Source organism: Parasediminibacterium schistidii (genome assembly GCF_046546515.1).
GTDB lineage: Bacteria > Bacteroidota > Bacteroidia > Chitinophagales > Chitinophagaceae > Parasediminibacterium.
The window spans coordinates 41,465-64,674 of the sequence record NZ_JBKHKJ010000005.1 but is presented as its reverse complement, the minus strand read 5'-3'; the positions used below and the strand labels follow the sequence as shown (position 1 = coordinate 64,674).

The 23,210-nt window shown below is 40.2% G+C and carries 19 protein-coding genes; 12 read left to right on the top strand and 7 right to left on the bottom strand.

Annotated elements, in window-relative coordinates; all coding sequences use genetic code 11:
* The first annotated feature begins 152 nt into the window (after positions 1–152).
* A complete protein-coding gene (locus ACHFIY_RS04170) occupies positions 153–713 on the top strand; it encodes a YciE/YciF ferroxidase family protein (protein ID WP_410844807.1) in 561 nt (186 codons plus the stop codon).
* 303 nt (positions 714–1,016) lie between these two features.
* On the opposite strand, the gene ACHFIY_RS04165 is transcribed toward ACHFIY_RS04170, so the two are convergent.
* On the bottom strand, positions 1,017–1,271 hold the full coding sequence (locus tag ACHFIY_RS04165; protein ID WP_410844806.1) for a hypothetical protein: 255 nt from the start codon (positions 1,269–1,271) through the stop codon (positions 1,017–1,019).
* A 244-nt stretch (positions 1,272–1,515) separates the two neighbouring features.
* Between ACHFIY_RS04165 and tmk the strand changes: the two genes are divergently transcribed.
* The 3 genes from tmk to ACHFIY_RS04150 all read left to right on the top strand — a co-directional run bounded on the left by tmk (position 1,516) and on the right by ACHFIY_RS04150 (position 4,917).
* Complete coding sequence (gene tmk / locus ACHFIY_RS04160) at positions 1,516–2,139, top strand: dTMP kinase (protein ID WP_410844805.1); 624 nt, start codon at positions 1,516–1,518, stop codon at positions 2,137–2,139.
* Between the two features lie 197 nt (positions 2,140–2,336).
* Complete coding sequence (locus ACHFIY_RS04155; RefSeq protein WP_410844804.1) at positions 2,337–3,755, top strand: DUF6986 family protein; 1,419 nt, start codon at positions 2,337–2,339, stop codon at positions 3,753–3,755.
* A 196-nt stretch (positions 3,756–3,951) separates the two neighbouring features.
* A complete protein-coding gene (locus ACHFIY_RS04150; protein WP_410844803.1) occupies positions 3,952–4,917 on the top strand; it encodes an XdhC family protein in 966 nt (321 codons plus the stop codon).
* Positions 4,918–5,129: 212 nt separating this feature from the next.
* On the opposite strand, the gene ACHFIY_RS04145 is transcribed toward ACHFIY_RS04150, so the two are convergent.
* The 3 genes from ACHFIY_RS04145 to ACHFIY_RS04135 form a co-directional block, all read right to left on the bottom strand.
* Positions 5,130–6,503 carry a chloride channel protein gene (locus ACHFIY_RS04145; RefSeq protein ID WP_410844802.1) on the bottom strand — a complete coding sequence of 458 codons (1,374 nt, stop codon included), beginning with the start codon at positions 6,501–6,503 and terminating at the stop codon, positions 5,130–5,132.
* A gap of 131 nt (positions 6,504–6,634) precedes the next feature.
* Positions 6,635–6,958: a hypothetical protein gene (locus ACHFIY_RS04140; RefSeq protein ID WP_410844801.1), complete on the bottom strand. Its 324-nt coding sequence runs from the start codon at positions 6,956–6,958 to the stop codon at positions 6,635–6,637.
* Positions 6,959–7,479: 521 nt separating this feature from the next.
* Positions 7,480–9,252: an LTA synthase family protein gene (locus ACHFIY_RS04135; RefSeq protein WP_410844800.1), complete on the bottom strand. Its 1,773-nt coding sequence runs from the start codon at positions 9,250–9,252 to the stop codon at positions 7,480–7,482.
* 366 nt (positions 9,253–9,618) lie between these two features.
* On the opposite strand from ACHFIY_RS04135, the gene ACHFIY_RS04130 reads away from it, so the two are divergent.
* Positions 9,619–10,296 (top strand): DNA alkylation repair protein, encoded by a 678-nt coding sequence (locus tag ACHFIY_RS04130; protein WP_410844799.1) that lies wholly within the window; start codon positions 9,619–9,621, stop codon positions 10,294–10,296.
* A gap of 47 nt (positions 10,297–10,343) precedes the next feature.
* The gene (locus ACHFIY_RS04125; protein ID WP_410844798.1) at positions 10,344–12,401 is read left to right on the top strand and encodes a DUF2264 domain-containing protein; all 2,058 of its coding nucleotides are present in this window, start codon (positions 10,344–10,346) and stop codon (positions 12,399–12,401) included.
* 54 nt (positions 12,402–12,455) lie between these two features.
* Here the strand turns inward: ACHFIY_RS04125 and ACHFIY_RS04120 are convergent, their stop codons facing one another.
* Positions 12,456–14,156 (bottom strand): ATP-dependent DNA ligase, encoded by a 1,701-nt coding sequence (locus tag ACHFIY_RS04120; RefSeq protein WP_410844797.1) that lies wholly within the window; start codon positions 14,154–14,156, stop codon positions 12,456–12,458.
* Positions 14,146–15,216 (bottom strand): ligase-associated DNA damage response exonuclease, encoded by a 1,071-nt coding sequence (locus ACHFIY_RS04115; protein ID WP_410844796.1) that lies wholly within the window; start codon positions 15,214–15,216, stop codon positions 14,146–14,148. The genes ACHFIY_RS04120 and ACHFIY_RS04115 overlap by 11 nt, the downstream gene beginning before the upstream one ends.
* 1,129 nt (positions 15,217–16,345) lie before the next feature.
* Between ACHFIY_RS04115 and ACHFIY_RS04110 the strand changes: the two genes are divergently transcribed.
* From ACHFIY_RS04110 to ACHFIY_RS04090, 5 genes are all read left to right on the top strand, one after another.
* The gene (locus ACHFIY_RS04110) at positions 16,346–17,020 is read left to right on the top strand and encodes a hypothetical protein (protein WP_410844795.1); all 675 of its coding nucleotides are present in this window, start codon (positions 16,346–16,348) and stop codon (positions 17,018–17,020) included.
* A 130-nt stretch (positions 17,021–17,150) separates the two neighbouring features.
* Positions 17,151–17,447: a winged helix-turn-helix domain-containing protein gene (locus tag ACHFIY_RS04105; protein ID WP_410844794.1), complete on the top strand. Its 297-nt coding sequence runs from the start codon at positions 17,151–17,153 to the stop codon at positions 17,445–17,447.
* 43 nt (positions 17,448–17,490) lie between these two features.
* Positions 17,491–17,925 carry a hypothetical protein gene (locus ACHFIY_RS04100; RefSeq protein WP_410844793.1) on the top strand — a complete coding sequence of 145 codons (435 nt, stop codon included), beginning with the start codon at positions 17,491–17,493 and terminating at the stop codon, positions 17,923–17,925.
* Between the two features lie 53 nt (positions 17,926–17,978).
* Entirely contained in the window at positions 17,979–19,055 is a 1,077-nt protein-coding gene (locus ACHFIY_RS04095) for a DUF6688 domain-containing protein (protein ID WP_410844792.1), read from the top strand.
* Positions 19,056–19,119: 64 nt separating this feature from the next.
* On the top strand, positions 19,120–19,881 hold the full coding sequence (locus ACHFIY_RS04090) for a ferritin-like domain-containing protein (RefSeq protein ID WP_410844791.1): 762 nt from the start codon (positions 19,120–19,122) through the stop codon (positions 19,879–19,881).
* Positions 19,882–20,086: 205 nt separating this feature from the next.
* Here ACHFIY_RS04090 and lepA read toward each other — a convergent pair whose 3' ends face one another.
* Positions 20,087–21,871: a translation elongation factor 4 gene (lepA, locus tag ACHFIY_RS04085; RefSeq protein WP_410844790.1), complete on the bottom strand. Its 1,785-nt coding sequence runs from the start codon at positions 21,869–21,871 to the stop codon at positions 20,087–20,089.
* 294 nt (positions 21,872–22,165) lie between these two features.
* Here lepA and ACHFIY_RS04080 point away from each other — a divergent pair, with 294 nt between their 5' ends.
* Positions 22,166–23,185: a dipeptide epimerase gene (locus ACHFIY_RS04080; RefSeq protein WP_410844789.1), complete on the top strand. Its 1,020-nt coding sequence runs from the start codon at positions 22,166–22,168 to the stop codon at positions 23,183–23,185.
* Positions 23,186–23,210 lie beyond the last annotated feature (25 nt).

Genomic DNA, 23,210 nt, shown 5'->3' with positions numbered 1-23,210 from the left:
AGCAATGTTCTTTTCTGTGATGCTAAGTTCATGTTGTGTATTAGCAACGGTTTTTTAAAACCATAGTTGGTGTTTTAATTTAGATAGTTACTGTATTTGTAGCAATGAGAGGTGGTAAAAAATAAAACTTAGTCATTATTAAAAAAAGTAAAATGCAAGAAAAAGCAATCCTTGAGCCTACACAAGGACAACAGAAAAAAGTAAGCAACAAAAGTCCAATGCAATCCTCGCAACTCATGAAATTATTTGAAGATGAGTTGAAAGATATTTATTGGGCAGAAAAAGCTTTGACAAAAGCTATCCCCAAAATGATAAAAAATGCCACATCAGAAGCATTGATAGAAGCATTGACCAGCCATTTAGCTGAAACGGTAGCACATGTAGCCCGTGTAGAGCAAGTATTTACAACATTTGGCAAAAAAGCCGAGGCCGTGAGATGTGAAGCCATGACTGGCTTGATAAAAGAAGCAGAAGAAATAATGGAAGAATGTGAAACAGGTGCCATGTGCGATGCAGGCATCATTTCTGCAGGGCAAAAAGTAGAGCATTATGAAATTGCTACTTATGGCACCCTACGCCAATTTGCAGAAATATTGGGTTTGGCAGAAGCAGTAACTTTGCTCGAAACAACACTGAAGGAAGAAAAAGCCGCAGATGCAAAATTAACAGAGGTTGCTGTATCTGCAATAAATGTGGAAGCGGCAGGCATGTAAAGAAGTGATTATTTTTGTCCTTTTATCGTGAAGTGCAGTAAATTATATTTGCTGCACTTTGCTATTTGTTATCCAGGGTAAACGCATCAAAATTCATTTTGCTCGAATCTTCGAGTTTGACACCAGTCCTGGCATAAGCCACCTTATTTTATCCGGTCAGCCGCAGGCTAATTGAAAAAAATGAGCAGCATATTTTTTTCAAAGGATAAAATAGAGTGGCGTTGCCAGGACGAAGCCCGCCGGCTACGAGGCAAAAGGACTGAAAAGAGGTATTTTTGAATAAAATAGGCAATTAGGGGCAGATTAAATTTTGATGCGTTTGCCCTGATTTGTCATCTTGGCAACGGGTGCATAAAAGTTTTTCTCAGTATTCAGAACCTTTATGGGGTTTTGAATACTATCAAGGTTAGCAAACACAACATCCAAGCGAAAAACTTTTATGCACCCTGGGCAAACCACATTATCAAATAAGAAGTACATTAATATTGGATTGGACGCCATGATAACCGCGCAAACAAGAATGAAGTTAGTTGTTGCTACTATTTTTTTCCACCACATAGTTCACATAGTTTTAAGCGAGCAAGAGAAAGAAAAAATGTTTTTGTACTTATTTTCGATAACCCCTGCAAGATATTAAGTGCTCATAGCACTATATTTCTCCTTTTTTCTTCTTCTTGCTATGTGGGTTATGCGGCTATATCGTTAGTGAAACAGTTAGTTTAGTAACGTTTAACCCACATTTTTTATATCAAATATTACATTAGGCCGCCTATACCCTACTTTTGACAGCATTATTACCCACATGAAGCAACAATTATTTATAGCCTTTGAAGGCATAGACGGCAGCGGTAAAAGCACACAAGTAAAATTATTAGCCGAAAAACTGAGGCAAGAAGGCCATAAGGTATATAGCACTTTCGAACCTACCGACAACCCCATAGGCAGCTTGATCAGGAATATTTTTAAAGGCCGCATGACCGCAGACCATAAAACCATTGCCGCCCTGAATGTAGCAGACCGCCTAGATCATTTGTACAATGATGTAAATGGCATTATCAAAAAACTGGAAGAAGGCTATACGGTAATTACAGACCGCTATTATTTTTCTTCCTATGCATACCACGGCGTGCATGTGGACATAGACTGGGTAATTGCTGCCAATGCCATGAGTGCAGCAGCTTTAAAGCCAGCTATCCATATTTTTATAGACGTGCCGCCTGCCCTATCCATGGAACGGCTGAACAGTACCCGCGGCACAATAGACCTTTACGAAACGCTGGACAACCTAGAACAAGTACGGGCAAAATTCATGGAAGCTTTTGAAAAATTGAAAGCAACAGAAAATATCGTTTTTATAGATGGCAACCAAACCATTGCAGCCATTGCAAAAGATGTTTGGGAAAATGTGTCGGACATAGCTAAGTAATAAATTCAATCCAAATCCATCACTTTCTATATAATTTTCAGAAACTTCGCCGCTTGCTCCTTATTTTGCAGTTTATTTCGGCAATAGTGCCAATAAATATAACATAGTGATACACCCGTAAATGTTGTAACCATAAGTCCGCTTGTCTTACGACGTACTAATTATGACTTACCACTTATGACTTTAAAACATAAAATATGACGATTCCTGCAAACAAGAAAGAACAGCTATTTGCGAAACTGAAAGAAGCAAATACTGCTTTCCAAAACATTTACCCCGGCGATAGGCCAGACCGCCAGCCAGTGCATACCCTATATGGCGGTGCAAATTTGTTTAAAGCTGACGCAGCACAGAAAATGGGCTTGCGTTCACTAGAGATATTGAATACCTACGCCCCAGATTTTGTAACCTTTGGCAAAGTTTTCCTTTTGGATGGCATGGAAAAAATAGATGCAAGTTTATCACCAGCTGCGGTGCAATCAGCTTATGAAGCATTAAGCCCAGAAGAACAGCACAAGCACCCAGCTCGTTTGAGCTATGAGGTATATAAAAAAGTAAAAGCAAAGCTAGCTAAGGAAGCCATTGAAGATTTCAGGATAGATTTTGAAGATGGCTATGGCAATCGTAGCAACGAGGAAGAAGATGCTACCGCGGTGGAAGCAGCGACAGAAGTGGCAAAAGGAATGGCCAACAAAACCTTGCCGCCTTTTATTGGAATCCGCATAAAACCCTTTACAGAAGAAATGAAAGAAAGGGGTTTGCGTACCTTAGATATTTTTGTAAGCACGTTGGTAAAAGAAACCAGTGGTAAATTACCTGACAATTTTGTGGTGATGCTGCCAAAAGTTACCATCCCCGAGCAGGTAACTACGCTAATCGACTTATTTGAGATACTGGAAGAAGAACTAAACCTACCAGCCGGAACGCTGAAAATGGAAATGATGGTGGAAACTACCCAAGCCGTGATGGACGAAAAAGGCACTAACCCGTTGTTCCGCTTTATCAAGGCGAGCAGGGGCAGGTGCATTGCCACGCATTTTGGCACTTACGACTACACGGCTTCTTGCAGCATCACTGCTAAATACCAAGAAATGGATCACCCCGTGTGCGATTTTGCCCACCACATGACTAAGGTTGCGCTAGCACATACAGGCATCTGGTTGTCTGACGGGGCAACCAACACCATGCCTATTGGCCCACACCGTGGGGAGTTGACAGCGGCACAACACCAAGAAAACACGGAAGTGGTACACCGTGCCTGGAAAAAAGGCTATGAACATATCCGCCACTCGTTGTGGAATGGTTTTTACCAAGGCTGGGACTTGAATCCAGCCCAGTTCCCGATGCGTTATGCGGCGGTATTTGCATTCTTCTTGGAAAGCTATGATGAAGCGGTTGACCGGTTAAAAACTTTCGTGGAAAAAGCGGCAAGGGCTACATTGATTGGCGATGTGTTTGACGATGCAGCCACAGGGCAGGGCTTGTTGAATTATTTCCTTCGTGCCTTGAACAGTGGTGCCATTACCGAGGAAGAAGTTTTGAAGACAGGGCTTACGCTAGACGAAATCCGTGGCCGCTCTTTCAAAAAAATATTGGAAAACAGGAAACCTGTGTAATCTATTGTTTTGTGTTTTAAGTTTTGAGTAAAGGAAAACAACAAACCTTTACTATGTCAATTTTAAAACATAAAACCAGTTTAATCTATTGTTTTGAGTTGCAAGTTTTAAGTTTTGAGTTAAGGAAAACAACAAACCTTTACTACGGCAATTTTAAAACATAAAACTCAAAACATAAAACTCAAAACAATCTCCCTTGTCCACTTGGCAGTTCATACACAAATACCTTGCACAGCAGCAGCCTGTGCTATTGTTGTATGTGCTATCTAGCGAGGGAAGCTCGCCAGGCAGGCAAGGGTTTAATATGGCGGTTGCCAGCGACGGGCTGTTTGACGGCACTATTGGCGGTGGCATCATGGAATTTAAGCTGGTAGAAAAAGCAAAAATGTTGCTGGCGCAAGGCAAGCAAGAAGTTTTGTTGATGTGGCAGTACCACGACAAAACCCACAGCGACCAATCGGGGATGATTTGCTCTGGCAACCAGCTAAATGCTTTTATACCCCTTTCAATAAAAGATTTACCTGCGGTAGAAGCCATATTATTATCCCTAAAAAATGGCACACAGCAAGTAATAACATTATCCCCGCAAGGCTTAGCACTTGGAACAGATAATAGCACCCTTCTCCCATCCTTGCAGCTTCAATCAGAAAGCAATTGGTTGTACAGGGAATGTATTAATAAAGAATCAGTCATACATATTATTGGGGGTGGGCATGTGGGGCTGGCATTGTCTGAAATGATGGCTTTCCTTGGGTTTTATGTAATTATCTATGATAGCAGGGCAGATTTGACCACGCTTGAACAAAATACTTTTGCCAAAGAAAAACGAATAGTGGACTATGCCTGCATTGGAAATATATTCAACGATAAACAAAATGATTATGTAGCCATTATGACTGTTGGCTACCGTACAGATAAAATAGTTTTGCAGCAGTTGCTGGGCAAAACCTTCGCTTACATTGGCTTGATGGGCAGTCAAAACAAAATAAAAACCTTACTAGCAGAGCTGCTAGCAGAAGGCTATAGCAAAGAAAGCCTAAGTCATATTTTCACCCCCATCGGGCTAAATATTTATAGCCGTACCACAAGGGAAATAGCGGTAAGCATAGCAGCAGAAATTATCAGGGAAAAGAATAAGGGTTTACCAACGGGGAGGAAGTGATTATTTTGAATGACGAATTTTGAATTAAGTAAGTGTAACTCTCGCCACAAAGGCACGAAAACACGAAGAAGCACAAAGAAAAGAAGGTTAAATGTTATTGTATAACATCATTTTTCTTCTTTTCCCTTTTTTTCTTTTTCTCTTAAAACTTTATGCCTCTTTGTGTCTTCGTGCCTTCGTGGGAGATTAAACAAACTTGCAGCTGAGTAGAATTAATCAAGGTTTGGCTTTGAAAGTTGCGCTTCTGCTTTGTGTATTTCCCTGATATATTGATCTTTTAGGGAATCGTAAAATGAATGGCGGCCAACCATATTGGAAACCAAGTTAGCACATAGAGCGGTAAGCATGATATAAAAAATAATATTGTGGCTGTTGGTCATTTCCAACACAAGGATAGAACAAGTAAAGGGGCTTCTGGTAACGCCTGTGAGGCAGCCAGTCATTCCGCACAGAATAATTAAATTGGTTTCTGTAACCGACAAATGCATCCAGCCAGCCAATACCGCACCTATGCTTGCGCCCAAGCTAAGTGCTGGTGCAAAAATGCCGCCTGCTGCACCATTTGAGAATGATACAATCGGCCCAATCATGCGCAGCAGGGGTATATACCAATCTAAATGCTTGTCGTTTGTAAATAAGGTAGCAACCATTATCTCCTTGCCAGAACCAAATGTTTTGCTGCTAATTAAAACCCCAAGCATTGCAACAATTAACCCACAAACTATAGCGTACAAATATTTTTGGTATTCTTTTTTTAAGGATGCTTTCTTTTTAAAAACAAACAGTAATATAGTACCCATGCTGCTGCCAACAATACCAGCAAAAAAAGCTACTGGCAGTATCAATAAAATGATAGATGGGGGTATGCGATCTAATGGAGGATAGCCCAAGTATAAGTATGGTCCCAAGAAAGTTAAGGCGGTAAGCCCAGCTATAATAACCCCCGTAAGCAAGGCAGACTTAAAAAAACTAAAATGCGTTTTGGTAAGTTCTTCTATTGCAAAAACAATACCGCCTAGTGGTGTATTAAAAGCAGATGCAAGCCCAGCAGCAGCACCAGTTACAATCATGTTGCGTTTTGATATTTTGGGGTACCAGGCTGGTAGCCAGTCATTTATCTGCTTGAAAATAGACGCTGAAATTTGTATAGTAGGGCCTTCCCTGCCAACAACCCCACCGCCAAAAACCATTATCAGGCTTGAAATAATTTTCACTATTGCTACCCGCAAACTAAGCAATACGCTTACATTATAACTATGTTTCGGGTTCGATAGTTCCAGTGCTGCGCTTACTTGGGGTATGCCACTACCACGGGAATATGGTGCATATTGCTTTACAACCCACCAAGCCAATAAAAAACATGCTGGCGTAACCAAAAAAAACAACCAGCTTGCCCTATGAAAAAGATAAGCAGTGCCAGACTCTGCAAATGCAAATAATTTGGCATAGCCAACTGCAACAACACCTGTTGCAAATGCGCCTACCCAAAAAGGCAAAGCATTCAGCAGGTTTTCTTTAAACTTACGGTTGTCAATGGCATCGTATTTTTCCTTTAGCTTTCGCTTGATTGCTTGTAGTACATTCATCCTATAAATTGCAGGTGAAAAAAGATTTTCTGGAAAAGGATATATGGTGAAAGGATTTTGAAATAGCATCTAGGCCAAGCCCCATATATTATCAAAGCCTGTCTATAATCCTATGTCAAATGTAGGTTCAATCATTTGCAAGCTACTGCCATTTTTATAGCAGCTGCCAAATAAAAATTATAAGGGGTGGAAAGAAGCATTGGTGTATCACCATTCGGGTGCAATTTTGTGCATTTTGGCACAAAGAGATAAGAAGCCTCAAAGTTATTATGAGAATAAGAAATTGAAAGGCTAATTCTTTCTTGGGGTGCATAAAAGTCCTCCACATGCAACTGGTGTTTAGCTAAAAACAACCAATTAATATAAAAAATTAGTTCTATTCGTGCATTAGTGGCTAATTGGTTATATAGGAGTTTTTTCGCTTGGGCTGCCTTTTTTACTTTGTCCTGAAACATCCCCTAATTTATAAAAACCTTACCTTTGATGCATATATGCACCTGATACAAAGCATTTACAAATGATAGTTTCCAGGCAGCAGTATCGTAGTTCTTTTTTTCCTAATATTAAAATAGTAGTTTTTAAAAATTAGGGCATTATAATTCCTTATCAATAAATTATCACTTTATTATCATGAAACTATTATTCTACTATCACTTTGGTATCACTTTACGATAGTAAAATTATTATAAATGATAGTTTTTTTTCTACTAAAAATCAGCTAATTTTATTGATAATCAATGGTCTACAAAAAAATAAAAGATTTTAAAAAAAAATCAGAAGCGGCAAAAAGACCTAAAATTGGCAAAACTGAAACTATTTTAATAAAAAAACCAGCGAAAATAATAGTATAAAAATTGCATAAGTGTTCTCCTTTTGCACTCCCACTTCTTGCTCCCTCTCCCGTGGGAGAGTTTGTTGCGTTCTTTCTGGGTAAGTGAGGCCATTTGAGTTTCCGTGCCTTTACAGCGAAAAAAACTTACTTTTTGGTAGCCAATACTTGCATTTTATTGTTTACCATGTCATTGTTAAATACCTGTATCATTTTTTTCAGGTTTGCTTCACGCAGTTTTAAACTATCGGCTAGTGCAGCATTTTCAATCAGATTGTTCTTGCAAGCAGTATCGGCTTTCCAGTTATATAAGCCCACCCCTCTCTCTCCATTAAACTGATAATCCCAAGAGTTATCTATATATTGATAAATACCCCCGCTGTAATTAATGGAGAAATGCTCGTATTGGTTGTTGAGCAGGTCCTTGCCAAAAGAAAAATAAGGTTTTGAATAATTTAAAATATGCAATGCCGTGGGCAAAATATCTATTTGATTGGCCACAGTTTTGTCCACTTTTTTCAAAGAACCGTCTGGTCTGTAAAAAGCAATAGGTATCCGGTAGTCTTCTAAAACAGTGCTTTTTTCTTTTGCAATCTTGCCAACTGTATGGTCTGCCGTTATTATAAAAAGCGTGTTTTTGTACCAAGGCTGCTTGCTGGCATTTTCAAAAAAGCGTTGCAATGCAAGGTCAAAATATTGCACGCAAGGCAGCATAGGGTGGCTATTGTCGGTAAAAATGGTTTTGTATTTTTCCGGGATGGTGAATGGGTGGTGGGTGTTCAAGGTAAAAATGGCCGACATAAACGGCTGCTGGGTAGCAGACATGGTATTTGCTGCATATTGCAGGAAAGGTTCGTCCCATATACCCCAGTCGCCGTCAAAATCTTTTTCGTTATTGTATTCCCTACGGCCATAATAATGGTCAAACCCTGCTAGTTTGCTATAAAAATCAAAACCCATCGTGCCATTGCTTCCCCCATGAAAAAAGGCCGAAGTATAGCCTTCCTTGTGCAAAATGCTTGCAAAAGAAGTGATGCTATTGGTAGAATAGGGCGAAAAAATAAAAGGTTCGTCTTGCCAAGAAGGGATAGACGAAAGAACAGCAGGTATGCCTTGTATCGATTCCCTTGCATTGGCAAAGCCATTTTCAAACACTAGGCTTTCCCCAAGCAAGGAATCAAGGAAGGGTGTTTTGCCCCGCCCTTTAAAAAAGCTGACATATTTTTTTGAAAGCCCTTCCACAATAATCACCACCACATTTTGTTTTGTAAATGAGCCTATTTTTTCTGGCTGATGAATGCCTGTATAGTAGCTTGGCAATTCATTTTCGGGGAAATAATCAAGAACAGGCAGGTTCTTCTTGTCCAGGGTATTAATTACAGAAAAAGGGGCATTGAGAAGTATGGGGATATTATCTACCTCCGCCATTTCCGAGGCATGGGTAATGCTTAGTGGGTACACCTGCAAGCCACCCCTAATAGCAATAATGGCCAACCCTGCACTGAGCAAAAACACCAGTATAGAATATATGTAGTTTTTTATGCTTGGCAAAACCCTGTCTGTGGCCAGCACAGCTTCTTTGTAGGTTTTAATCAAGAATACAACAATAAAAAAAAGGAACAAGGCCAAATACCAAAATTGCCGCAGGAAGGTTGGCAACAAGCGGAAAAAATCGGTCCCTTTAGAGCCAGTTATATAGCGGAAAGCATCAAACTGCATCCTTTTATGCACAAAAGGGAAATAAGCAACGTCAACTAAATTAATTGCTAAGAAAATGCTATTGGTAACAATAAAAAGATACTTCAGGAATTTTTGATAGTATTGGTTTAGCACAAAAGGTGCTGGTACCAACAACATCACGATAAACAAAGAATTGGTAATGGTGATGGTCGAAATATCAAACCGTAGTCCAAATACCATTAAAATAAATGTATGAAAAGGGGAATTGAGGTTAAAGTCAGACCTGTTGGCATATACAAAAAGCAACCTAATGAGGAAGTATAAAAAAAGCAGTATTGCTATTTGATATACTATGCGGGCAACAAGGCTCTTTATCCTATACATATGCTACTAAAACAGCAGCATTTTTGCCATCAAAAGAACTACTTTCAAACGCTTGCTACCAAATGCAAATATATGTGCTGTTATAATTTATGGGTAAATATTTGCCCACTTTTCCAATTTACCCACCTCAATTACATCAGATGTTTATAAACTCATGATTACTAATATTAAAATATTTATATAAACAACTTATCTTGCTGCCTTTTAAGGGCCGCAATAAATATGAATACGATTGATCTCTTTATAGCTAGCTTACAAACCTTGTTTGTGGAAAAAACTGATGCGGCTGTGGCAGCAAGCAGCAAAGCATATCTAAAAGGGCAGTTTGGCTTTATAGGCATGAGGACACAAGACAGGCGTGCGCTTACCAAGATGCTGCTTCAAGAAAAAGCCCTGCCCAACCTAGAAGCTGTTACCACGATAGTACAAACGCTTTGGCAAATGCCCGAGCGGGAATATCACCATGCTGCCATACAAATTCTGGCTCATTATAAAAAATACTGGCGGCCGAATACCCTGTCATTAATGGAGCAATGCCTCACCACTCATAGCTGGTGGGACTCGGTTGACAATCTAAACGCAGAATGTATAAGTGAGTATTTCAGGCTTTTTCCTGCCGCACTTGGCACTACCACCTACTGGAACAAGCACGACAATATGTGGCTGCAACGCAGTAGCCTAATTTTTCAAAAAGCATACAAACAACGTACGGACACAGATTTACTGGCCCAGCACATACTGTACCTTGCAGCAAGCAAGGAATTTTTTATCCAAAAAGCTATTGGGTGGGCATTAAGGGAATATAGTAAAACCAACCCCGACTGGGTTACAGATTTTGTAGCTAGCAACCCATTGCCTGCATTGAGCAAAAGGGAAGCTATGCGTAGGATAGGGTGGTGATAATATATCAATTAGCTTATTTTTACATTTCAATAAACACTCCCCAAATGAACAAACAGGTTGCTTTTGCCACATTAATTGCTCTTTTATTGCTATGCAACTTTTGCCAAGCCCAAACAATAGGTACAGATGATATAGCAGCCCTAAAAAAAATCACTCCAGATGGGCAGCAAATTTTTAATGTAAACAAGCCAGATTATACAACAAGCCCATACACAGGTATGGGGAGGCAGCATTGGAAAGATGCTGCCTTGTATTTACTTGATGGGGCATTTAGCTATATTAAAAAAACAGATGACCCCATGAAATTCCCAAAGCAGGAGGGCAAAAGCTACCCTAGGGATGCAGGCATGGTGCCTACGGAAAAACTGGAAGGCCTTTGCAGGACTTTGTTTATTGCTGCCCCCTTGCTAAAAGAAACCCCTTCCCTTGTAATCAGGGGAATTAAAGTAGCTGATTATTACCGTTACCAAATATCAAAACTGGTTGATTCTACTAGTGTTTCTTTCATAAAGCCCCGCCCACAAAATGGCGGCACTAACCAAAACCTTGTAGAGTTTGGTGCTTTGAGCGTTGCACTTTTTGCTATCCCCGAAATTATCTGGGATCCTATGCCGCAGAATAAAAAAGATGCGTTGGCGGCTACCATGCTTAGCTATGGTGATGGACCCACGGTACCCTCTAACTGGAAGTTCTTCAATACATTTATCCTTAGTTTTTACAAAAGCAAAGGATACCCGGTAAATGAAAAATTGCTAGAAGAATACTTGGAGAAAATAACACAGGATTACAGGGGCGAAGGCTGGTACAATGATAACCCAGCTTACGATTATTACAGCATGTGGGCATTCCAAATGTATGGCACAATATGGTCCGAGTATTTTGGTAAGAAATATTACCCTAAGTATGCTGCAAAGTTCCTATCTAATTTTAAAGAGGTAAAAAACAATTATCCCTATATGTTTAGCCGCGATGGCGAAATGATTATGTGGGGAAGGAGCATCAGCTACCGTATTGGAGCTACTATCCCTTTTCCATTGATGGGGATGGTGCAAGACACTGCCACCAATTATGGCTGGATGCGCCGCATAGCATCGGGGGTAATGTTACAGTTCCTCCAAAACCCAGCCTTGATAAAAAACAATATACCCACCCTTGGCTTTTATGGCCCATTTGAACCAGCCGTGCAAAGCTATAGCTGCCGGGGAAGTGTATTTTGGATGGGTAAAGCGTTCCTAGGCCTGCTTGTGCCTGCAGACAACCCCTACTGGCTTGCAAAAGAAAACGAGGGCCCGTGGTTGGATACATTTTCGGCGAACAAGGTGTATAATAAATTTATAAAGCCTACCGCCATCCTTATGACTGATTATCCCAATATTGGAGCTGCTGAAATAAGGGCTTGGTGCCATGTACCCATGATAGGTGCAGGAGAAGGGTATAGAGGCACTGAAAACTATAACAGGCTGAGTTATAACAGTGCCTTTCCATGGCAAGCAGATGGGCAAGCAGGTGAAGTAGCCATGAATTATGTTTTTAAAAACAAAGAAGCCAAGTGGGAACCATTGCGCTTATATACATTCAAAAAGTTTGAAGATGGGGTTTATTATCGGGATGCCGAGCTGGAAACCAATAAAAATATAAACCTGCAACTAGCAGAGATAACATTGCCCAATGGCATTTTAAGGGTAGATAAAAACACAAGCACTGATACGGCACAAGTTCGTATAGGGCATTATGCCTTGCCTAAATTAAAAGATAGCATCATTCAAAAATGCACATACGTAAAAGGGCATAAAGTTTGTATTATAGACAATGGGAAGTACCAATTGGGAATGGTTGCGCTTAGTGGCTGGGACAAGTTGGAAATACTAGATACCAAAGGCCTAAACCCGGTTAGCGATTCTAGCAAAATCATCAATGCTACAGCCACTTTTACCAAAGATGCCCACAACCTTGTTTATGCCACATTGATGCTCTGGAAAAAAAGTGGGGAAGCATGGACAGACAAGGAGTTATGCCCTATTAGCAAATTATCTTATTCTGAAAAGGACAAGGCTGTTACTGTGTTATTTAGCAATGGGGAGAAAAAAGTAGTTAAGTATTGAAACACATAGCAACAGGTGACAAATGTGGAGTTGTGTGTTATTTGTGTAAATAAGCTATTTATAAATGGCCAATATCCCTTTCAAATCATCCAGCGTATTGATTTCTTCAACCTTTTTATCCTTTCGCCACCGGTTCATACGGGGAAATCGCAGGGCAACGCCACTTTTATGGCGGTTGCTTGCGGCAATGCCTTCAAAAGCAATTTCAAAAACCAACTGGGGTTTTACGGTACGTACAGGGCCAAATTTTTCTATTGAATTATTTTTTACAAAAGCATCCACTTCGTTAAATTCTTTATCGGTCAATCCGCTATAGGCTTTGGCAAAAGTTACTAATTTATCGCCGTCTTTTACGGCAAATGTATAATCTGTATATAAGTTGCTCCTGCGGCCATGGCCTTTTTGTGCGTAAATCAATACTGCATCAATTACCATCGGTTCTATTTTCCATTTCCACCAGTCGCCCACTTTTCTACCTACCTGATATATGGACGATTTTCTTTTCAGCATCAATCCTTCGCTGCCAATATCCCTGCTTTGGATGCGTGTTGCTGCCAACTGCTCCCAGGATTCAAATTGGATTATGGGGGAGAGGTGGAAGCCGTTAACAGTTAACGGTGAACGATCAATTGTAAACCCCTCTAAAACCTCCCTTCTCTCCACCAAAGGCTTCCCTCTAAAATCTTCCCCATTATATTCTAATACATCATACGCAATAAACCCTACGGGTGCTTCTTGCAATTGCTTTTTGGTGATGTTTTTTCTGCCAATCCTTGTTTGCAGCAAAGCAAAAGGAAGTGCAGTAAAAGGATGGCTATTGTTGGGCTCGTTGCTCAAGCAAATAATTTCGCCATCCAGTACTACGCCGTTGGGTAATAAATCTTTAAAAACCTTGTATTCAGGAAATTTATCCGTCATCAGTTCTTCGCCACGACTCCAGACAAATAGTTGGTTGTCTCGTTTAATCAATTGCCCACGGATGCCATCCCATTTCCATTCTGCTTGCCACTCATTCATATCGCCAAGCGATGAAACTTCACCCTCTACAGGATACGCCAAGTAAAAAGGGTAAGGTTTGCTATGGTCAATAATCGCATTGTTTTCGTTCAGTAAATCTGTATAGGAAGTCGTTGCCGGGTTCCAGTTGCCGCATATTTTATGTGCAATGGTACTGGCAGGTATGCTTACGGTTTTTGCGAGCGCATTTACCATCATTTTTTGCGACACACCAATGCGGAAACCGCCTGTGATTAACTTGTTGAACACAAAACGCTCCTGCTGCCCCATTTGCATCCATGTGTCAATAATAAATGCTTTTTTTACCTGTTCCTCCGCTTTTTCTAATATAATAAATTCCTGCAAATAAATGTCTAGCCCCTGCGTATTCGCTTTTAAAGAATTAGCCGCAGGCAATAACAAAGCAATTGTTTCGCCCAAATCGCCCACAGTATGGTAACATTCTTCAAAGAGCCACATGGGCAAGCCTGTAATTTCTACACACCAGGTTTGCAATAGGGTGGAGGATACAATTCTTTTTGGCCTTCGACCACTGAAAATGGCAATTACCCAAACTTTGTCGGCATCCGATGCCGTGGAAAAATAGGCTTGCAATGCATCCAGCTTCACATTGTTTTTGGTGGAGGTGCCCAATATATAAATCAGCGTTGCAAAAGCCGCAAACCCATTGTTTGCCACAATGGCTTCTTCACTGTAGTGTAATTCTTTATCTATTGTTTTTGGTACCTCATTCTCCATAATCGTCATTATTTACGACTGTTTCTTCTATAGGCACTGGTACAAATCCACCTTTTACAGTAGCCGCAGCAATACCGTTTTCATTCAAGTATCGGGCAAAAGCCGCCTCGAAGCCATGTGTTACATACACTTTTTCTGCGCCTGTAGCTTTTACAGCTTGCAGCAAACCATTCCAGTCCGCATGGTCGCTAAGAGCAAAGCCTGCATCTACATTTTGCCTTCGTGAGTTGCCCCTTACCTGCATCCATCCGCTGCAAACTGCCACCCTGTAGGGGTTGAATTTCTTCATCCACTGCGTGCCATCTGCACTTGGTGGCGCAATAATCACTGCGTTTTTCAGCTCAGTCTTTGTGGTTTCGGGTGTTACCCTTTTTACGGTTGGCAAATCAATACCCGCTGCCAGTAATGCAACATGACTGTTCCAGATAGCCCCATGTACAAAAATATTATCTGTTACAGCCGCCGCCGCTTGTAAAACCCTTTGCGCCTTGCCCAAACTATAGGCAATTAAAACAGATTGGTGTTCCTCTGCCTGGTTTGCCAATATCCAATCCTGTATTTCTTTATAAATCACTGCCTGCGGTTTCCATTGATAAATGGGCAAACCAAACGTGCTTTCCGTAATAAAATTATGGCAGGGTACAGGCTCAAAAGCCCCGCTTAAGCCATCGTTTTCTGTTTTGTAATCGCCGCTGGCCACCCAGATTTCACCCTTATATTCAATCCGCACTTGTGAGGAGCCAATAATATGCCCAGCAGGGTGCAAGGATATTTTTGCCCCATTGATATAAACAGGTTCGCCCCAACCGATACTTTGGTAATTGTTATCGCCGAGGCGCAATTGCAGCAAAGGCTTGGTGAGGTGGTGGCACAGATAATGCTTGCTGCCCATGCGTGCATGGTCGCTATGGGCATGGGTGATAATAGCCCTGTCCACAGGCCAGGAAGGGTCAATATAAAAGTCGCCTTGCGGGCAGTAAAAGCCTTTGCGGGTAAATTGTATCAGGCTTTCCTGCGGCATGTCCGCCAACGGGTCGTCCGGCATTTGTGCTGTATCCATTGGCGTTTTTTTATTAAATACAAATGAGGCTGGGCTTGGTTCGAGGTTTAGGTAGTTTTTTCGCCATATTGCTACATAGGCCATATAGTTTTAAGCGAATTAAAGGTTACTACTCAGGTATTTTTCACCACATAGGCACATAGTACACATAGATATAAGCGAGGAAAAAAGGAAGGAAACATAGTTGTTCGCTACTTTTTCTTTATTCTTTAAACGTTTATAAGGGCTAGAAACATAGGAAAACCTCCATGTTTTCTCTCTTTTTTCTTTTTCTTGCCTATGTGTCCTATGTGCCTATGTGGTGAGTAGAAACAAATGGTTTTTTTCATCTTTTTTCATGATTTATTTTTTTCAAAACCTGTCTTTTTTCCTTTAACTCATTGATATTCAGTTATTTATATTTTTTTAGCCTCGTTTTTTATGATAATTTAAGTGAATTTTATGATAGTTTATTGATAGTAAAATGATAGTTTATTGATAATGGAATAATAATTTATTGATAAGAAACAGATAAGATTTTGATGGTGAATTATCATTTTCCCAAGCTAAATACTCCGATATGGGAGGAAAGGCCAAGATGCCCTAACTTCTCTTTTACTGTAAAGTTGGCATGGATAGGTATAAAGCCCAAAATAAAAATCCTATATGGGGGAAATATGCCCCCATGAACATCCAAAATTTCCCCCATATAGGATACTTGTTGAGCAGCAAACAGCAAGGCATTGACTTAGATTATTTCCTGATTCTGCCAAATTGCGAACAACAAAAAAACGAACTTTTGAAATGCACCCCTATATTCCCTATCAAATACCCAGGTAATGTTTCCGAAATAACTTTCCCCATTTTGGTTAATTTCCAACAGAATATTTAACCACAAAGAACGCAAAGATTTTACGCAAAGAAGCACAAAGAGAGCCATTTTTAAGGCAAAACGTTTTACTTTAAGAACAGAAAGGACATTGCAATTAGGCTTATAAAATGCAAAAGTCCTTATTCGGAAATGGGGAAAGTTATTTTAAACGCATTACAAGGGCTAAAAGAACTATGTTTCCTTTTTTTTCTTTTTCTTGCCTATGTGTCCTATGTGCCTATATGGTAAATAATAACAATTCAAAACGAAAAATAAAATTTGGCAGTAACAAAAAATATTATTTACTTTGTTTTTCAAAGCACTTTTAAAATGAATGAAAGCACAACCCAACAGCACGAGCTGGCACATATAAAACAGATGATGGAACGCAGCAGCAGGTTTATAAGCCTAAGCGGGTGGAGCGGCATATCGGCTGGCACTTGTGCTTTGGTTGGGGCTTACTTTGCCCACAGTGCCATTTTAAAAGGCAATAGGCATGAGTCTATTAGCCAACCACTTGATATTTTGGGGCTTGCTAGCAATAGCTTGGTACAAATTGAGGTGTTTACATTCATAGGGGCATTTACTAGTGCCTTTTTCTTCACTTGGTTAAGGAGCAGGAAAACCAATAACTCCTTGTGGGGAAGCACTTCTAAAAGGCTTTTTGTAAATGTAGCCGTGCCAATGGTGGCAGGGGGCTTCTTTTTATTGAAAATGATAGAGATGGGCAGTTTTGCATTGATAGCACCAGGATGCCTTATTTTTTATGGGCTGGCATTGATCAATGCTTCCAAATACACTTTGGGCGAAGTAAAATACCTTGGCTACTTACAATTATTATTGGGTATTGCAAATCTTTGGTTTATTGGGCAAGGCTTGTTTTTCTGGTCAGTTGGCTTTGGTGCTTTGCATATTGTTTATGGCATTGTTATGTGGAGGAAGTATGAGCGATAGTCATAAGTGGTAAGTCATAAGTAATAAGTTGTAAGTCGTCAGTCGTAAGGCATAAGGCATAAGGCATAAGTCGTCAGTAAATAATAGTTAATAATCTGTATCTAAATAGTTCATAAAACACAGTTCGTAAATGAACCCGATATTGCATTTGAATAAAGTTTTTGACAACCGCATCCGGCTGGGCATCATGAGTGCCTTGATGGTGAACGATGCCATAAACTTTAACGACTTGAAGGAACTGTTGCAGATAACCGATGGCAACCTTGCCAGCCACATAAAAGGTTTGGAGGAAAGTGCCTACCTGAAAGTGCAGAAGGGGTTTATTGGCCGCAAAACCAATACCACTTATGCCATCACCCCAGAGGGTGAGCGTGCCTTTAAGCAGCATATAGCCGCCCTTGAGCAAATGATTAATTCCACTAAATAATTTTTTTTGTACATATACTTTGAAATTCAAAGCACTTTTAGTTATGAAATTAAGAAATACACCTGAAGCATTAGCAGCAGAAATATGGGCATTAACAAATGCAGTATTAACTACAAGCTATTTTATTTACTTTTCATTTACTAATAAACTTTCAGGGATGGGGGACGCCATATTATTTATTGAACCTTGTTTATTTATTTTAACTACCCCAGTATTATTTGTGTTACTAATTAGTGTCCCACTCATTAAAAAGCATACCACCTCCTTTTTTAAAAAAATTACATTGTTGGTTGCAACCTGCTTGCTATGTATACTTCCTTATAGCTATTGTATTGCCTCTGAAAGCCTATTGGATGACAAACCCAAATTTTTGTGGTCTTATTTTATTATAGCTAACATCATTCTTTTTGCTTGTGCACTTTTATCAATGGCTATACTGTATAGAAAAATATATGCCCAATTTAAAAATTTCAATTAGCCTGAATTGGAAAAACTTACGCCTCATTATTTCATCATCTAAACAATAGTTTTATGGCTCCTCTTCTTCTTTTGATTTCTATGCTTCCCGTTTTTCACGCAGTCGATTTTTTGGTTTTCCTTTCTAAAGGCAAAAGGATGCTTGGCCAAGATTTGGCACAGGTTTTTGAAATTATATCGGCGGCAGGGTTGCCAGTGTTTTTTTTAATGATGGATGAAAAATCAAACGACTGCTGCGGGGATAGTGCCAGTTTTGCGCCAGAGCATGTGCTAACCATTTATGTAGCCGTAGGCATTTGCTTGGCTGCCTTTATTTATTCAAGCTGCAAGCAAAACATCAAAAGCCCAATACTAGAAACAGTTACAAATGCGCTATTGCTTTTTGGTTTTATGCTGAATATTTTTGTAGCTATCCAAGTATCATTTCCCTTTATCCTTTTGGGCAACCTGCCTGTTGGCTTACTTTTTTTGCTGCAGCTTATCAAAAATCATAAGCAATTCCTAGCATTGCACGAAAACTCTACAGTAATATTCGCAAACCAGTTTGAAAAAAATGCTTGGAAAATACTAACACTGAACCCTTTTATTAAAATGCCCTTGCTGCTTGTCCTTTGCATACCCATACTCACCATTATAGCTTGCTTATTGTTGCTGTTTGGCCAAAAGCCCGATTCTATTGTAAAAGCATTTACAGATACTTACAAGCATGGGTTTTCACAATTAGACCATTTGTGCGACAATGTTGCCTGTGGAGGACACTTCTTGTGTTCTGTGGCTGCAAATGGCCATACCAAAGTGGTGAAACCCATACGCTATGGTGAACGAGGGGGCAACAAAATAATATGCAACAGGCAGTTGCAGGTGTCGAATGCTTTTGAGGAACTAATAGAAGAAAAAATGCCCAAGGCACACCGCCTTATCAGGCACAACTATAACAGGGTGGGCAACATGATACACAAGCATTACCACTTTTTCAACAACAAATATGTGTCAGACTTCATTTTTATATTGATGAAGCCATTGGAGCTGCTATTCCTGTTAACGCTTTATACGTTTGACCAAAAACCAGAGAACAGGATTGCCAAGCAATACTTGAACAGAATGGACAAAGTGGCACTAAGCGGCATTTGATAACCATATTTAGGCGTATTCAATACGCCCCTACCCTATTCAATAACAATTAAAATGTAGATTTATGAAAACGTCGCAACAATGGACAGATTATTTCAAGGCCAACAGCCAGCAACACAGGATTGACTGGCATTTGCTGCCTACCATTACCCAAAATGAATTGAAGCAAATACTACCTTCATTGAAGGCATGGCAACTGGGCGAAACCTCGGAGGCCAAAAACCTTATAAGGGCAAGCAAGAAATATGCGGAACAAATAAACGACCCACACTATGTGCCTGCCGTATTGTTGTTTATTAAAGAAGAACAAAAGCATGGCAACAACCTTGGCAAATACTTGGATGCAATAGGCGAGGAAAGAATACAGAAAGACTGGGGCGACACCTTGTTTAGGAAAGTAAGGGGCTGGAACACCAACATGGAATGGTGGACACTTGCCGTAATAACAGTGGAATGCACCGCGCAGATTTTTTACCAATGCCTGAAAGATGCCACCCACTGCACCCTGCTGAAACAAATTTGCACGGACATATTGATTGATGAAGCCCCACATATACAATTCCAAAAGGAGCGGCTGGAAATTATTTTCACCGCAAAGGCCAGTTGGCAGCAACGGCTTACCTTGTATTTCTACCAATTATTCTTTTGGGCAACCAGTTTGCTGGTTTGGTATGGGCATAGCAAACTATTTAAAGCTGGTAATGTGGGCTTCCGAAAATACTGCACAAAGATGAACTGCAAATATTACAAAACCATTGGCAGGCTAAAAGAAAGCCTGTATGGCAGTAACCATAAAGGGAAGATGGCAGAATTGGCTACTGGATAGTTCTAATATAAGCCTAAAAAACAATTAATATAATAGGCTTTACAAAAGTAAAATGTCGCAACTAACTAATATCAATTTTACTTCAGCTTTTATAGGGTTCTGAACCCTATAAAAGCATTACAATCAGGTATAAGAAGCTACATGTTTTTTACAAATTAAAAGACACTCTTTCATTAACTCAAAACATAAAACCCAAAACAAATCACTAATCCAACTTCAACACCGCCAAAAAAGCTTCCTGCGGCACTTCTACATTGCCAATCTGGCGCATACGTTTTTTACCTTCTTTTTGTTTTTCCAATAGTTTACGCTTACGGCTAATGTCCCCACCATAACATTTCGCAGTTACGTCCTTACGCATGGCACTGATATTTTCACGGGCTATTACCTTAGCTCCGATGGCAGCTTGTATGGCAATTTGGAACTGTTGTTTTGTCAACAGTTCTTTCAATTTTTCGCAGAGCTTACGGCCAAAATCGGCAGAACGGCTGCGGTGTATCAAGGCACTTAGGGCATCTACTTTTTCATTGTTGAGTAGAATATCCATTTTTACAATGTCGGCATCACGCATACCAATTGGGGTATAATCGAAAGAAGCGTACCCACGGGTTTGGCTCTTTAATTTATCGTAGAAATCGAATACAATCTCCGTCAAAGGCAATTCAAATGTTAGCTCTACCCTTGTAGGGGTAAGGTAGGTTTGGTTCAGCAATATGCCCCTTTTGCCCAAGCAAAGCGTCATAATATTGCCAATATAATCGGGCGAAGAAATGATTTGCGCCCTGATATATGGTTCTTCAATATGCTCAATCTTGGTAGGCTCTGGCATTTCGGCCGGGTTGTTTACTGCAATCACATCACCTTTAGAGGTATAAGCAACAAAACCCACATTCGGCACCGTTGTAATAACCGTTTGGTTAAACTCACGTTCCAAACGCTCCTGTATAATTTCCATGTGCAGCAAGCCAAGGAAGCCGCAACGGAAACCAAAACCTAGGGCTTGTGATGTTTCTAGTTCGTAGGTAAGTGAGGCATCGTTCAATTGTAGTTTTTCCATACAATCACGCAATTCCTCAAACGCATCTGTTTCTACCGGGAATATACCTGCAAATACCATTGGTTTTACTTCCTTGAAGCCATCAATCAATTCGCCAGGGTTGTTGGCCAAGGTAATGGTATCACCCACTTTTACTTCTTTAGCATTTTTGATACCGGTGATAATATAGCCCACATCCCCTGCTTTCACTTCCTCTTTCGGGGTCATGGTCAGTTTGAGGACGCCTACTTCATCTGCATTGTAATCCATGCCAGAAGCGATAAAACGGATTTTATCATTTTTCTTTAAAACACCATTTAGGATACGGTAGTAAATAATGATGCCCCTGAAACTATTGTATACACTATCAAATATCAATGCTTGCAAAGGTGCATCGTAGCTACCTTTTGGTGCAGGGATACGTTTTACAATAGCTTCTAATATTTCTTCTATGCCAATTCCGCTTTTGCCACTGGCCAATAATATTTCTTCTACTTTGCAGCCAATCAAATCTATAATTTGGTCTTGCACTTCGGGTATCATTGCCCCATCCATATCAATTTTATTGATAACAGGGATAATTTCCAAGTTGTTTTCTATAGCCAAATACAGGTTACTGATTGTTTGTGCCTGGATGCCTTGACTGGCATCAACCAATAGCAGTGCGCCTTCGCAAGCTGCCAAGGCACGGCTTACTTCATAGCTAAAGTCAACGTGGCCAGGTGTATCAATCAAATTGAATATATATACCTCCCCATTGGATGGGTAGCTTATTTGTATGGCGTGGCTTTTAATGGTGATGCCTTTTTCACGTTCCAAGTCCATGTCATCCAGTACCTGGTTCATCATGTCGCGTTCGCCAATGGTTTTGGTATGTTCCAGTAAACGGTCAGCCAATGTGCTTTTGCCGTGGTCGATATGCGCAATGATGCAAAAATTCCTGATATTCTTCATAACTTCGGCAAATATAACGCCTTTTGCCACAAACAGTTTTTCTTTGCCACAAAGGCACGAAGGCTCAAAGAAGCACAAAGAATATGCAAGATTTTTTCACGTAGGGGCAGGGTTTACCCCTGCCCTAGATTATACAAGGTTATTTTACCTAGCCACCTTCCTGATTTTATTGTTAAAGAAAAACGGGGTGCATAACAAAAGGGCATAATATATCATGTGCGATAGGGCAACCGTAAGGGTTTGCCCCTACTGCAACGCAAACGTACAACTTACAACGTACAACTCGGTCTCTTTATGAAATTATACTACTGGCAGCAAGCACTCCCTTTTCAATATCCTTTTACTATTTCCAATGGACGTACAAAAACGCACCAGCCTACGTTGATAGTGGCATTGCAAATAGGCAATTATGTGGGTTTTGGCGAAGCCCCTGCCATCACTTACTACAATATAACTGTAGAGGAAATGATTGACGATATTGAAATGAAAAAAAACTTCATTGAAAAATTTGCTTTGACAGAACCCGAGCGTTACTGGCATTACTTGCATCATTTAATACCCCACAACCCTTTTTTGGTTTGTGCATTGGACATGGCTTGCTGGGATTTGTTTGGGCAGATGAAGGGCAAGTTATTGTATGAGTTGTGGGATAAAACGTGGGAAAACACACCTATTACAGATTATACCATTGGTATAGACAGTATCGATAAAATGGTTGCCAAAATGCAAGCAAAGCCATGGCCTGTTTACAAAATAAAACTAGGAACGGAAGAAGATATAGCCATAGTGGAAGCTTTACGCAAACATACAGATGCGCCTTTTAGGATAGATGCCAATGCTGCCTGGACTTTGGAGGAGGCCTTGCAAAAGATACCTGTTTTAAAAACATTAGGGGTTGAGCTGATAGAACAGCCTTTGGCAAAAGACAATTGGGAAGGGATGAAGGTTTTATATGAGCAATCCCCTCTCCCACTTTTTGCGGATGAAAGTTGTGTTTTTGAACAAGATGTTGCCAAATGCGTAGGGTATTTCCACGGTATTAATATTAAGCTAACCAAATGCAGTGGCATTACGCCTGCTATTAGAATGATAGACAATGCGAAATCTCTTGGGCTGAAAGTGATGATGGGCTGTATGAATGAAAGTTCAATTGGCTCTGCGGCCATTGCTAACTTTTTGCCACAACTGGATTTTGTGGATATGGATGGCCCGCTATTGCTTTCCTCAGATTTGGCAGAAGGATTGGTTTATGATGACGGGCAAGTAACTATAAAAGGCAAAGCAGGTTTAGGCATAAGGGCTACTTTTCTATAATAATTGAACCTTTATAGGGTTTTGA

Bases quoted from the DNA above. Each gene is read 5' to 3' on its own strand.
- ACHFIY_RS04130 (WP_410844799.1), top strand. From the start codon at position 9,619: ATGAATACGATTGATCTCTTTATAGCTAGCTTACAAACCTTGTTTGTG.
- ACHFIY_RS04155 (WP_410844804.1), top strand. From the start codon at position 2,337: ATGACGATTCCTGCAAACAAGAAAGAACAGCTATTTGCGAAACTGAAA.
- ACHFIY_RS04120 (WP_410844797.1), bottom strand. From the start codon at position 14,156: ATGGAGAATGAGGTACCAAAAACAATAGATAAAGAATTACACTACAGT.
- ACHFIY_RS04105 (WP_410844794.1), top strand. From the start codon at position 17,151: ATGAACCCGATATTGCATTTGAATAAAGTTTTTGACAACCGCATCCGG.
- tmk (WP_410844805.1), top strand. From the start codon at position 1,516: ATGAAGCAACAATTATTTATAGCCTTTGAAGGCATAGACGGCAGCGGT.
- lepA (WP_410844790.1), bottom strand. From the start codon at position 21,871: ATGAAGAATATCAGGAATTTTTGCATCATTGCGCATATCGACCACGGC.
- ACHFIY_RS04170 (WP_410844807.1), top strand. From the start codon at position 153: ATGCAAGAAAAAGCAATCCTTGAGCCTACACAAGGACAACAGAAAAAA.
- ACHFIY_RS04165 (WP_410844806.1), bottom strand. From the start codon at position 1,271: ATGTGGTGGAAAAAAATAGTAGCAACAACTAACTTCATTCTTGTTTGC.
- ACHFIY_RS04100 (WP_410844793.1), top strand. From the start codon at position 17,491: ATGAAATTAAGAAATACACCTGAAGCATTAGCAGCAGAAATATGGGCA.
- ACHFIY_RS04090 (WP_410844791.1), top strand. From the start codon at position 19,120: ATGAAAACGTCGCAACAATGGACAGATTATTTCAAGGCCAACAGCCAG.
- ACHFIY_RS04095 (WP_410844792.1), top strand. From the start codon at position 17,979: ATGGCTCCTCTTCTTCTTTTGATTTCTATGCTTCCCGTTTTTCACGCA.
- ACHFIY_RS04125 (WP_410844798.1), top strand. From the start codon at position 10,344: ATGAACAAACAGGTTGCTTTTGCCACATTAATTGCTCTTTTATTGCTA.
- ACHFIY_RS04140 (WP_410844801.1), bottom strand. From the start codon at position 6,958: ATGTTTCAGGACAAAGTAAAAAAGGCAGCCCAAGCGAAAAAACTCCTA.
- ACHFIY_RS04115 (WP_410844796.1), bottom strand. From the start codon at position 15,216: ATGGATACAGCACAAATGCCGGACGACCCGTTGGCGGACATGCCGCAG.
- ACHFIY_RS04145 (WP_410844802.1), bottom strand. From the start codon at position 6,503: ATGAATGTACTACAAGCAATCAAGCGAAAGCTAAAGGAAAAATACGAT.
- ACHFIY_RS04135 (WP_410844800.1), bottom strand. From the start codon at position 9,252: ATGGTATTTGGACTACGGTTTGATATTTCGACCATCACCATTACCAAT.
- ACHFIY_RS04080 (WP_410844789.1), top strand. From the start codon at position 22,166: ATGAAATTATACTACTGGCAGCAAGCACTCCCTTTTCAATATCCTTTT.